This window comes from Paraburkholderia sp. GW821-FHT02A12 (assembly GCF_059422005.1).
Map to the genome: position 1 here is coordinate 1150421 of NZ_JBWKWA010000001.1, position 12044 is coordinate 1162464.

Sequence of the window (12044 nt, forward strand, 5' to 3'; positions counted from 1 at the left end):
ACGGAATCTAGATGGACGACGATAACACTCTCGACCTTTTCACCGAGCCGCCGCCGCCGGAAGGCGACTTCCTGACGCTCGGCAATTACGCGGAACGCGCGTACCTCGACTACGCGGTGAGCGTGGTCAAGGGCCGTGCTTTGCCGGATGTGTGCGACGGCCAGAAGCCGGTGCAGCGCCGCATCCTGTTCGCGATGAACGACATGGGCTTGAGCGACAACGCCAAGCCCGTCAAGTCGGCGCGCGTGGTCGGCGACGTGCTGGGTAAATATCACCCGCACGGCGACCAGTCCGCATACGACGCACTCGTGCGTCTCGCGCAAGACTTCTCGATGCGCTATCCGCTGATCGACGGCCAGGGCAACTTCGGTTCGCGCGACGGCGACGGTGCAGCGGCGATGCGCTACACGGAAGCGCGCCTCACGCCGATCGCGAAACTGCTGCTCGACGAAATCGACCAGGGCACGGTCGACTTCATGAAGAACTACGACGGCGAATTCGATGAGCCGAAGCTGTTGCCCGCGCGCTTGCCGTTCGTGCTGCTGAACGGCGCATCGGGCATCGCCGTGGGTCTGGCGACGGAAATCCCGTCGCACAATCTGCGCGAAGTCGCGGCTGCGGCGGTCGCGATGATCCGCAATCCGAAGATCCAGCACGCCGAGCTGATGCAGCATATTCCGGGTCCGGACTTCCCGGGCGGCGGCCAGATCATTTCGAGCGAAGCTGAGATTTCCGCCGCATACGAAAGCGGCCGCGGCAGCCTGAAGGTGCGCGCGCGCTGGAAGATCGAAGACCTCGCGCGCGGCCAATGGCAACTGGTGATCACCGAACTGCCGCCGAACACGGCCGCGCAGAAGGTGCTCGAAGAAATCGAAGAGCAGACCAATCCGAAAATCAAGCTCGGCAAGAAGGCACTCACGCCCGAACAGTTGCAGACCAAGCAGACCATGCTGGCCTTGCTCGACGCGGTGCGCGACGAATCGGGCAAGGACGCGCCGGTGCGCCTCGTGTTCGAGCCGAAGTCGAGCCGCATCGATCAAACGGAGTTCGTCAATTCGCTGCTCGCGCATACGAGCCTCGAATCGAACGCGTCGCTGAACCTGGTGATGGTGGGCGGCGACGGCCGGCCGCGTCAGAAAGGCTTGAGCGAAATCCTGCACGAGTGGATCGCATTCCGCTTCGCGACGGTCACGCGCCGCACGCGTCATCGTTTGCAGAAGGTCGACGACCGGATTCACATCCTCGAAGGCCGGATGATCGTCTTTTTGAATATCGACGAAGTCATCCGCATCATTCGCGAGTCGGACGAACCGAAGGCCGCGTTGATAGCGGCCTTCGGGCTGTCCGATCGCCAGGCCGAGGACATTCTCGAAATCCGGCTGCGTCAGTTGGCGCGCCTCGAGAAGATCAAGATCGAGAAGGAACTGGCCGAATTGCGCGACGAGAAGGCCAAGCTCGAAGAACTGCTCGGCAGTGAATCGGCGATGAAGCGTCTGCTCATCAAGGAAATCGAAACCGACGCGAAGCAATACGGCGACGAGCGCCGCACGCTGATCCAGCAGGAAAAGCGCGCGACGTTCGAAGCGCGCGTGGTCGACGAGCCGGTCACGGTGGTGGTGTCGCAGAAGGGCTGGGTGCGTGCGCTCAAGGGCCACGGGCTGGACACGGCCGGCTTCACTTTCAAGGCCGGCGACGGGCTCTACGCAGCGTTCCAGTGCCGCACGCCGGATACGCTGGTCGCGTGGGGCAGCAATGGCCGCGTCTATTCGGTCGCCGTGGCGATCCTGCCGGGCGGCCGTGGTGACGGCGTGCCCGTCACGTCGTTGATCGAGCTCGAATCGGGCAGTCATCTGCTGCATTACTACGCGGCTTCCGCGGATCAGGCGCTGCTGCTCGCGTCGAGCAACGGCTTCGGCTTTATCGCCAAGGTCGGCGATATGGTGAGCCGCGTGAAGGCCGGCAAGTCGTTCATGACGATCGACGCGGGCGCTGCGCCGCTCGCGCCGATGCCGATGCTGCCGGATGCGACGCGCATTGCGTGTCTGTCGTCGGGCGGGCGTCTGCTGGTGTTCGGCCTCGACGAGATGAAGACGCTGTCGGGCGGCGGACGCGGCGTCACGCTAATGGCGCTCGACGATAAGGAAACGCTGGTGCAGGCGCTGTCGATCAACGACGCGGGCGTCATGTTGATCGGTACGCGCCGCGGTGGCCGCGTGGACGAAGAGAAGCTGAGCGGCGCCGCACTCGCGCCGCATGTCGGCAAGCGGGCGCGCAAGGGGCGTGCGCCTGAGAGCAAGATGAAGCTCGACGGTATGCGTCCGGTGTTGGCCGCTTAACCAGGAAGCAAAGCAAGGAAGCAAAGCAAGGAAGCAAAGCAAGGAAGCAAAGCAAGGAAGCAAAGGTGGGAACGCGGCGCGCGTTTTGGTTCTGGTCGAACTTCAAGTGCGCGCCGTGGGTAGTAAAAAAATCCGGGGTGTAGCCGTCGCGGTATCGGGCGCGCTGCAATTACAACTACAAAGAATGTTAAGAGGGCGCCGGTGCATGGAACTGCGCGTACAGTGCGTGGTCGAACGCGCTCAATAGCCGCTGCTAATATCATTCGTCATAAGCGGTGTGGCGTCGTCGGGAGAGGAAAACAACATGAACAAAGCTATCGAACTCGCGCTCTTTCTGCATCTGCTTGCCGTCGCCGTATGGGTCGGCGGGATGGTGTTCGCGCATTTCTGTTTGCGTCCGGCAATTGCCGATCTTTCGCCGCAACTGCGCTTGCCGTTGTGGGAATCGGTGTTCAGCCGCTTCTTCAATTGGGTTGCAGCGGCAGTGCTGGTGATTCTGCTCACCGGCGGTTTTCTGCTGATGCAATTCGGCGGCGCTCACGCCACCTGGCCGTTGCATGCGATGGCCGGCCTCGGCATCGTGATGATGCTGATCTTCGGACATATCCGCTTCGCCGTATTCCCTCGCATTCGCCGCGCGGTGCAGGCGCAGAAATGGCCGGACGGCGCGCAGGCTGTCGGCACGATCCGCCGTCTGGTGCTCGTCAATATCGTGCTGGGCGTCGTGACAGTCGGCGTCGCGGTGCTGTCGCGCGGGTTCTGAAGTTCCGCTTCTGACGCCAGTGTTGTGAAACCACGCTCGTGCATCAAGCTCGTGAATCAAGCATGTAAATGACGCTTGTGAAGCGCGGGACGGCGAGGCCTACGGCAAGGTGCCGTAGGCAAACCACAGCCCGCATACCACGGCCACTGTTCCGTACACCACGTATACCGGCGCCTTGAGCTTCGCGAAGCACATGCCGGAGAACAGCGCGGTCAACAGATATGCGGGTTCGAGCGGCACATGAACCGCAATCCGCAGCACGGCCACCACGAGAAATGCGGTCGTCACCGCACGCAAGAACCGCATGCCGTGCTCGAAACGCGTATGAGTCTTCAACTGACGCAGATGCCGCTGCGCCAGCACCACGAGACAACCTGACGGCACGAACAACGCGAGCGTGGCAATCAGCGCACCCGGCCAGCCATCCACCAGATAGCCGAAGAACGGCACCACATTCAATAGCGGCCCGGGCGACAACGGCGAGAGCGAGAACGCCAAAGTAAAGTCGTTGTCCGACACGCCGATCACCGGCGTAACGAACAGCGTCTTGAGCACCGGCAGCGCAGAGAAGCCGCCGCCGAACAGCGTCATGCCCGCGCCCGCCAGGCGCGGCCACAGCAGCGCCAGTTCATAGCGATGCGGCAACGGCAGCGCAAACAACACCAGCAACACGCACAGAGCAGTCAGCAATTGCCAGTCGCCGCGCGCGATCGACATGACGATGCGCGTATCGCGAGCCGGGCTGACCAGCCAGCCGGCGCCGAACGCCGCGCCGAGTATTACCACATAGGCGGCAGGATTGCGCGCATAGAAGAGCGCCACGCAGCCGAGCGCCGCTGCGATCCATTCGAGTTTGCCGTGCACCAGCGCGCGCGTCTGTTTATACCAGGTGATCGCGATCAGCGTGGCCAGCACCACGCTGAAGTGATTGAGCAATGTCTGCGAAGCTGCGGCACGCACGACCGGCGTGCGGTAGAAGGTCGCGAACAGCGTCATCAGCATGAAGAAGGGCAGCACGCTCGCGACACCCGCCACCCAGGCGCCGGCGCGTCCGCGCAGCGCATGGCCGACTTGCACGGCGACATTGCAGCCAACCGGCCCGGGCACCATCCAGGCAAGCGCGATCAGATCGGAAAACGCCACGCGCGAGAGCCGGCCTTCACGTTCGACGTAGTGGTTCTCGAGCTGCGCCATGAGCGCGAGACCACCCCACGACAGCGCCGACAGGCCGAACACGACCCTGAACAGCGTCCATAGCGGTTCCCGTTTCCCTCGTCTGGCGGCTTGCTGGCTCGTGATCGTCTGCATGGCGCTGCGAGCGCACGGCACGCGCCCGCCCTGTGGAATCATTGTTATGGTGGCGCGCCCGGCGTGCCGGCATCGCGCTATGTCGCAGTACGGAGTGAATGTAGCCGGTTTTGTGGCGGTGCGCCTGACTTGAACATGAGAGGCTTGTAACCGTTCGTGTCGGGCGTCTATCGGGCCGCGATCGGGCCCGGATCAGTCGTTGGCGCTGGTGCTGGGCACGCTGCTCGCGCTGTCGACGGCGTGCGTAGCGTGACGATCCGTCATGCCGCATACGCCGAAGCGTTCGAGCAACACCGGAATCGCGTCCACCGGAACCGGGCGCGAGAACAGGAAACCCTGGGCCTCGATATGGCCGAGCGCGGCCAGCCAGGCAATCTGCTCTTCGGTTTCGGTGCCTTCGACCACCACCGTGAGTCCGAGCGAGCGCGCCAGATTGACGATCGCGGTGACCATCACGCAGACGCTGCGGTCGCCCGGAATCGCCTGGACGAACGAACGGTCCACCTTCAGCGTATCGACCGAGAAGCGATTCAGATAGGACAGCGACGAATAGCCGGTGCCGAAATCGTCGAGCGCGATACGCACGCCCAGGCGCTTTAACGCGAAGATCTTCTCCGAGACGAGTTCGGGATACTCCATCATCGCCGTTTCGGTAATTTCGAGTTCGAGGCGGCGCGCGGAGATCCCGGTTTCCTCGATCGCGTGCGAGATGGTTTCGTACAGATCGCCGCGCCAGAACTGCACCGCCGAAATGTTCACCGCCAGCGACAGCGTGTCGTAGCCTTGCTGCTGCCAAAGCGCCAGCTGGCGGCAGGCGGTCTCGATCACGAAGTCGCCGATCGGCACGATCAGGCCGGTCGATTCGGCGACCGGAATGAATTCGTTGGCCGGAATCAGGCCATGCTGCGGATGATTCCAGCGCACCAGCGCCTCGAAACCGGTAATGCAGCGGCGCGTCAGATCGATCTTCGGCTGATAGGCGAGAAACAGTTGCCCTTCGGCGAGCGCGACGCGCAACTGCTGTTCCCACTTCATCAAATGATCCGCGCGATGCGACAGTTGCGGCGAATAGAACTGGTAGCAGTTCTTGCCCGCGTCTTTCGCGCTGTACATCGCCAGGTCGGCCTTTTTCAGCAGGTCGATCTCGCTCTCATTGACCACCGAGTAGAGCGCAATGCCGATGCTCGCATGCAGCACGAAGGAGCTGCCGCGGACCTCGAAAGGCTTGTCGAATGCTTCGGCCGATGCTTCGGCCAGGGTCACGGCGCGCTTCTCGACGTCGTCGCCCTTGATCACGACGACGAACTCGTCGCCGCCGATACGGCTCAACGAGCCGCCGTCGTTGACTGCCGCGGCGAGGCGCGACGCGGTCATTTGCAGCACGATGTCGCCCGCGTTGTGGCCGAGCGTGTCGTTGACGGTCTTGAAGTTGTCGAGATCGATGAAGAGAATCGCAAGGCGCCCGAGATTGGCCGGTTGCGCCACGTCGTGCCGCAGGCTTTGCAGCGTCGCATAGCGATTGCGCAAGCCGGTCAGCAGGTCGTATTCGACCAGATGCGTCATCTCGCGCTCGCGGCCGAGCAGCTTGCCGATCAAGCCGGTCGCGACAGCGAAGAAGCTCAGCATGGCGAGCGAGATGAAGCCCGCCATCAGCAGATAGACGTTGCGCGTGTGGTTGTAGTCGGCGAACTCCTCGGTTTGCGACAGGCCGACCAGCACCCCGAGCGGATAGCCGTCGATATGCCGGTACGACACGATGCGCGTGACGTTGTCGATCGAATCGACATAGGTGCCCGACACATGCTCGGAGGTCGGATACGAGCCGCTTGCCGAGAACGCGCCGTTGGCGTTTTCGGCGCTGCCGGTACGCCGTGCGAGCACACTGCCGCTGTCCGAGATCACCGCGATCACGCCTTCGCGGCCGATTGCCGCGTTATTGTAGAAATCGCTGGTGAAATAGCTGGGGTCTTCGGAGACCACCACGACGCCCGCGAACGAGCCGTCCGGATGATTCAGACGCCGCGTCATCTGCAAGGTCCAGTGGCGGGATATACGGCCGAGCACGGGTTTGCTGATAAACAGCTGATCGTCGTTTTCGTGTTCGTGGACCTTGAAGTGCTCGCGATCGGACAGGTCGATACGCTTGGGGTTGAGTTCGGCCGTGTTGGCGATCAGCGTGCCGTGCTCGTCGATCAGCGATACCTGCACCAGCGTCTCGCTTTGCACGACACCTTTCTCCACCGTGCTGGCGAGATCGAAATGATCCGGGGTTTTCTCGAACTCGAATTTAACAAAGCGGGTGATCTGATCGACCTGGTGAATCGCCTTGACCGTGTGCTGCTCCAACGCCGCGGAAAGAATTGCAGCAGAGGCCATCGCTTCGCGGTAAGTGGCTTCTTTTTCTACCGATAGCCGCGCAAAGATCACTGTCCAAAGCAGGATCAGGACCAGCACGCCAAGCGCGGGAATCGCGAGCAAAGCGCGGCGGCGCGACACGGCGGGATCGCGGCGAGGTTTGGCTTCGCGCTGGTCGGAGAAGCGGTATTGGCTCATCTGGCGGTCCGAGCCCTGGTGCCGGCCGGCTGCAACTGCGCGAGCATTGACTGCGCTAATTTCATGGTTGGCTGCATGGTGACCAAGGTGCCGGTACTGCTGCGCAGAGAAAGGGAGCGTGGCGTCGTGCCTGACCATCCGCTGATCGTTGAGTACCTTTCGATATTACTTAATGCGACTGGATTAAGGAAGGGTCCGCGCATCGGGTATACGCGGGCGGCGACAGCCGTTCCCGCCGACTGGATTCGCAGACCACGCGGTCGGCTATAAAGCCGAGGCGGGGCGGGCGTTTGCGAGGTTTTCATCGGTGGTCCGGCGTTCAGGAGTTCAGGCGTGCCAGGCCTCTGACAGGCCTCTTGTCATGCATGGCGCATTGGTCGGGAATCGTGCGTGGGAACAATGCATGCCGCAATGCGCCAATTTGTGGTTCGGTGTGGCCGGAAAAGGCGCGGTGCCGCTGGCCGCATGGGTGAGCCGCTGTATGCAAACAGTGCGCCAGCACGCCGTGCGCCGCTCACGATAGTCTGAATGTGCCGTCGACGATCGTCACCGACGTGAACTCATCGACGTGTTTGAAACGGACAGTGCTGGCTGGCATCGGCGGGTCTGGCGAATCTGGCAGGGTGGGATGGTTGGCGGATTCTATCTGGTGATGAGGGAACGATCTACCTCGCCACAAATGCAAAACGCGCCACGGGTGATCGACACCTCGCGACGCGTTCAGTACGCGTTCCGAACGACCGGCCGGCCAGACCGGCCAACCGGTCTGATTCGACCGCGTTATTTCACCGCCTTGTTTCGCGGCCTTATTTCGCCGCGTTACTCGACCTTACTCGACTTCGGCAATCATCTCGATCTCGACGCATGCGCCAAGCGGAATCTGTGCCACGCCGAACGCCGAGCGCGCATGTTTGCCGCGCTCGCCGAACACGTCGGCGATCAGTTCGGACGCGCCGTTGGTCACCAGATGCTGCTCGGTGAACTCGAGCGTCGAGTTGACGAGGCTCATCAGCTTGACGATGCGCGTGACGCGATTCAGGTCGCCCACATGCGCGTGCAGCGTGGCAAGCAGGTCGATCGCGATCGAGCGCGCGGCGGCCTTGCCTTCTTCGGTGGTGAGCGTGGCGCCGAGCTTGCCGGCCCACACCTTGCCGTCCTTCTTCGCGATGTGGCCGGACAGGTACACCGTGTTGCCGCTTTGCGCGCTCATCACATAAGCGGCTGCCGGAGCGCCTGCGCCCGGCAATTCGATGCCCAGCTCCTTGAGCTTGTCGTACACATTCGTTTGAGACATGTCATGTCCTTGGTCGTTAGTGAAATTTCGGTGACGCGGGGGGCGGGCGAAGACTGCTTAAACCTTCGCGCGAATCAGTGCTGCGAGACGCGCCACGCCTTCGTCGATTTTGGCCGGCGGCACCGTGACGAACGACAGGCGCAGCGCATTGTGCTGCGCTTCGTTCGCGAAGAACGGGCCACCCGGCACGAATGCGACATTCTGCGCGACGGCTTCTTCGAGCAGTTTCATGCTGTCGATCTGCGCGGGCAAGCGCACCCACACGAACATGCCGCCTTCCGGACGGTTCCAGCTCACGCCCTCGGGCATATGGCGTTCGAGTGAGGCCAGCATCGCCGCGCATTGATCGCGATAGAGCGCGCGGATGGTCGGCACGTGCGTGTCGAGGAAACCGTCCTTGACCACTTCGTACACGATACGCTGCGTGAAGCTCGGCGTGTGCAGATCGGTGGCCTGCTTGGCCTGCACGAGTTTGAAAATCAACTCTTCGGGCGCGATGATGTAGCCGACCCGCAGGCCCGGCGCCAGCACCTTCGAGAACGAGCCCAGATGGACGATGTGATCCGGCGACATCGACAGCATGGTGGGCAGCGGCTCGCCCGCATAATCCAGCGCGCCGTACGGATCGTCTTCGATCACCGGGAACGGTGCGGTCCTGGCAAACGCCGCAAGAGCGCGGCGGCGTTCGACCGGCAGACGGCGGCCCGTCGGATTCTGGAAGTTCGGTTGCGCATACAGGAGGCGCGCGCCGGCCGTCAGTTCGGGCGTGAGCGCTTCGGGAATCAGGCCTTGCTCGTCGGTCGGCACCTGCACATAGCGCGGCTCGTACATCGAGAACGATTGCAGCGCGCCGAGGTAGGTCGGCGTTTCGACCAGCACCGGGCTGTCCGGGCACACCAGCACTTTGCCGAGAAGGTCGAGCGCCTGTTGCGAGCCGGTTGTGATCAGCACCTGGGTGGCGCGAATCTGCGCGCCGTTCACCGAATAACGCTGCGCAATCCATTCGCGCAGCGGCAGATAGCCTTCAGTCGCGCTGTATTGCAGCGCGGCGGCAGGCGCGTCGCGCAGAATGCGGTCCGACGCTTCGCGCATGCGCTCGGCGGGGAAGGTGGCCGGCGACGGCAGACCGCCCGCGAACGAAATGACTTCCGGCCGCTCAGTGACCTTCAGGATCTCGCGGATCGCAGAGCTCGTGAGCTTGCGCGCGCGTTCGGACAATTGCCACGTGGGGGCTTTCAAGTCGCTTTGGTCCATGGTCTCCTCATCTGGTGTGTCTGGAACCGGTCAAAACTTCAATTATCGCGCGAGTCGGCGACCCGCGCGCGCTGGTTATTTAAGGGTCCGTAGACCGTCGGGCGTTTCAAACTCGGCGCTGAGCGCCGCCGCGCCTGCGGTCGGCGCCAGCGCAATCAGGTGCGCCGCGCCCAGCCACTGCAATTGCGCCGCTATCGCGTCGGCCTGCGGATGGACGGCGTTCAGCGATTTCAGCGCGAGACCCGTCTCCGGCAATACCGCCGACGGATGCCACGGCGTGTCCCACTGAATCAGCGACGGCAGCACGCCGTCGCCGGCGCCTCGCCAGGCGGGGAACCCGTCGTCGTCGGGCACGGTCAGGCCCCATGTGAAATCGCCGCGCGTCATCGGCACGATCGGCGCGATGCGCTGCGGATACTGGGGTTGCCACGTCGCGAGGCGTTTCGGCCGGTCGACGCGCGCGACCCAGTGCGACAAATACGGCCCTTTTTCGAGCCGCGCGTGGGTCGCCGGGTCGTCGAGGGCGAACAGCCGGGGCCGCGGCGTGGCGCCGTCCGCCGGCGCGACGGCTTGCGGATCGATCGCGATCACCTCCAGATACACGCCGCCCCACAGGTTCAGCAGGCGGTTGTGTGTGCGCATCAGCGGATGCGCGCCGCCGCCGGCCGGTGCGACGCCGAGCGTGTCGGCGACGTACTGCGTGCCCTCGTCGAGGGTACGGGCGGAAATCACCAGGTGATCGAGACGAAGCGAATGAGCGGTCATGGCGGATCGAAGAAACGGTTTCTGCGGTGAACCGGAGCGCGCGCCGGGTGGGTCGGCAACGCTGCCGGGGTCGTAAGCATAACCGTTCGCCGGGTCGGCCGGCGAGGCGGACGGCGGCGGTTTCGCCGCTATCGTCAATTCGCGGCTCCGCGCCGTGTCGGGCTCCTCAATGATCCGCTGCTTGTCTCAAATGTAGCGGCGGCGACCGGCACAGTAACGGTACAATCGTCTCGATACTGTTCGGTACAGTTGGAGCCCGTTATGTCCGTCCCGCTTGCCCAGATACCCGCCCCGCACGACACGGCGTCGCTGACGCTGGTCGAGCAGCTCGTCCAGTGGGCGCGCCGCCGCATCGAGGAGCGCGTGTTCCGCCCCGGTATGCGCATGCCGTCGATCCGCAAGCTGGCGCTCGACAAGGGCGTGTCGCGCTTCACGGTGGTCGAGTCGTACGAACGGCTGGTGGCGCAGGGTTACCTGGAGTCGCGGCGCGGCTCGGGCTTCTATGTGCGCGAGCGGCTCGGCGGCGTCGCCTCGGGCGAGATCCGGGCGGCCGCCGAGGCCGCGCCCGCGCCGGCCACGATCGACGTCGTCTGGTTGCTGCGCAATATGCTGCATACGGGCGCGCGCCCCGAGCGCAGCCCGGGGCTGGGCTACCTGCCGGGCCGCTGGCTGGACGGCGATCTGATCACCAACGCGCTGCGCACGCTCGGTCGGCAAAGCGGCGCGCAGATGCTCGGGATCGGCACGCCGCTGGGTTTTTTGCCGCTGCGCCAGCAGTTGCAGACGCGGCTGGAGGAACTGGAAATCGGCGTGTCGCCCGAGCAGATCGTGATGGTTTCCGGCATTACCCAGGCGATCGACCTGATTTCGCGCATTTACGTGAGGCCGGGCGATGCGGTGATCGTCGGCGATCCGGCCTGGTTCCAGATGTTCGGGCGCTTTGCGTCGCAGGGCGCGCGGCTGGTCGGCATGCCGTATACGCCGGACGGTCCCGACCTCGACGCGCTCGAATCGCTGGTGCAGACGTGGCGGCCAAAAATGCTGGTGATCAATTCGGTGCTGCAGAACCCCACCGGCACGTCGCTCACGGCCGCGCAGGCGTTCCGCATCCTGCGTCTCGCCGAAGCCTATGACTTCATCGTCGTCGAAGACGATATTTACGGCGACCTGTGTCCGCCGAGCTATCCGGGCACGCGTCTCGCGAGCCTCGACCAGTTGAAGCGCGTGATCTACCTCGGCAGCTTTTCGAAGACGCTCGCGCCGAATCTGCGCGTGGGTTTCATCGCCTGCGCACCGGACGTGGCGACCGCCGTCAGCGATCAGAAAATGCTGGTCGGCATGACGAGCCCCGAACTGAATGAGCGCGTGCTCTACAAGATTCTCACCGAAGGCCATTACCGGCGGCATGTCGAGCGGCTGCGCGCGCGGCTGGACGGCGTGCGCGAAAAGTCCGTGCGGATGCTGGAAAAAACCGGCCTGAAGCTGTTCCTGACGCCGACGGCGGGTATGTTTCTATGGGCCGACACCGGCGTCGACGCGGACGCGCTGGCGGCCGCCGGCCATGAAGACGGGTTTTTGCTGACGCCCGGGAGCCTCTTTTCACCGCAGCAATCGCCGACCACGTGGATGCGCTTCAATATCGCCAATTGCGGCGATCCGGAGCTGTCGACGTTCCTGTGCCGGTATCTCGACAGCGTCGCGCGCCGCGCCTCTTGAAACCGCGCCGGATCGCCCCCAGTTAGGCGGACGCTCCGGTGGCCCGGCGCAGCGG

General features: G+C 63.8%; 8 protein-coding genes. 3 read left to right on the plus strand and 5 right to left on the minus strand.

What is annotated here, in order from left to right:
• The first annotated feature begins 11 nt into the window (after positions 1 to 11).
• Positions 12 to 2336, plus strand: coding sequence for a DNA topoisomerase IV subunit A (parC, locus tag AC07WT_RS05135; RefSeq protein ID WP_492596124.1), 2325 nt, complete (start codon positions 12 to 14; stop codon positions 2334 to 2336).
• Positions 2337 to 2640: 304 nt separating this feature from the next.
• A complete protein-coding gene (locus AC07WT_RS05140; RefSeq protein WP_492596123.1) occupies positions 2641 to 3099 on the plus strand; it encodes a CopD family protein in 459 nt (152 codons plus the stop codon).
• A gap of 99 nt (positions 3100 to 3198) precedes the next feature.
• Here AC07WT_RS05140 and AC07WT_RS05145 read toward each other — a convergent pair whose 3' ends face one another.
• The 5 genes from AC07WT_RS05145 to AC07WT_RS05165 form a co-directional block, all read right to left on the minus strand.
• Positions 3199 to 4407: a chromate transporter gene (locus AC07WT_RS05145; protein WP_492596122.1), complete on the minus strand. Its 1209-nt coding sequence runs from the start codon at positions 4405 to 4407 to the stop codon at positions 3199 to 3201.
• Between the two features lie 192 nt (positions 4408 to 4599).
• Positions 4600 to 6960 carry a bifunctional diguanylate cyclase/phosphodiesterase gene (locus AC07WT_RS05150; protein WP_494946285.1) on the minus strand — a complete coding sequence of 787 codons (2361 nt, stop codon included), beginning with the start codon at positions 6958 to 6960 and terminating at the stop codon, positions 4600 to 4602.
• Between the two features lie 829 nt (positions 6961 to 7789).
• A complete protein-coding gene (locus AC07WT_RS05155; RefSeq protein WP_492596120.1) occupies positions 7790 to 8254 on the minus strand; it encodes a RidA family protein in 465 nt (154 codons plus the stop codon).
• 57 nt (positions 8255 to 8311) lie between these two features.
• Entirely contained in the window at positions 8312 to 9508 is a 1197-nt protein-coding gene (locus tag AC07WT_RS05160; protein WP_494946286.1) for an aminotransferase-like domain-containing protein, read from the minus strand.
• Between the two features lie 75 nt (positions 9509 to 9583).
• Positions 9584 to 10273, minus strand: coding sequence for a VOC family protein (locus tag AC07WT_RS05165; RefSeq protein ID WP_494946287.1), 690 nt, complete (start codon positions 10271 to 10273; stop codon positions 9584 to 9586).
• 261 nt (positions 10274 to 10534) lie between these two features.
• On the opposite strand from AC07WT_RS05165, the gene AC07WT_RS05170 reads away from it, so the two are divergent.
• Positions 10535 to 11989, plus strand: coding sequence for an aminotransferase-like domain-containing protein (locus AC07WT_RS05170; RefSeq protein ID WP_494946288.1), 1455 nt, complete (start codon positions 10535 to 10537; stop codon positions 11987 to 11989).
• The last annotated feature ends 55 nt before the right edge of the window (positions 11990 to 12044 follow it).

Bases quoted from the DNA above. Each gene is read 5' to 3' on its own strand.
- AC07WT_RS05160 (WP_494946286.1), bottom strand. From the start codon at position 9,508: ATGGACCAAAGCGACTTGAAAGCCCCCACGTGGCAATTGTCCGAACGC.
- AC07WT_RS05140 (WP_492596123.1), top strand. From the start codon at position 2,641: ATGAACAAAGCTATCGAACTCGCGCTCTTTCTGCATCTGCTTGCCGTC.
- parC (WP_492596124.1), top strand. From the start codon at position 12: ATGGACGACGATAACACTCTCGACCTTTTCACCGAGCCGCCGCCGCCG.
- AC07WT_RS05170 (WP_494946288.1), top strand. From the start codon at position 10,535: ATGTCCGTCCCGCTTGCCCAGATACCCGCCCCGCACGACACGGCGTCG.
- AC07WT_RS05145 (WP_492596122.1), bottom strand. From the start codon at position 4,407: ATGCAGACGATCACGAGCCAGCAAGCCGCCAGACGAGGGAAACGGGAA.
- AC07WT_RS05155 (WP_492596120.1), bottom strand. From the start codon at position 8,254: ATGTCTCAAACGAATGTGTACGACAAGCTCAAGGAGCTGGGCATCGAA.
- AC07WT_RS05150 (WP_494946285.1), bottom strand. From the start codon at position 6,960: ATGAGCCAATACCGCTTCTCCGACCAGCGCGAAGCCAAACCTCGCCGC.
- AC07WT_RS05165 (WP_494946287.1), bottom strand. From the start codon at position 10,273: ATGACCGCTCATTCGCTTCGTCTCGATCACCTGGTGATTTCCGCCCGT.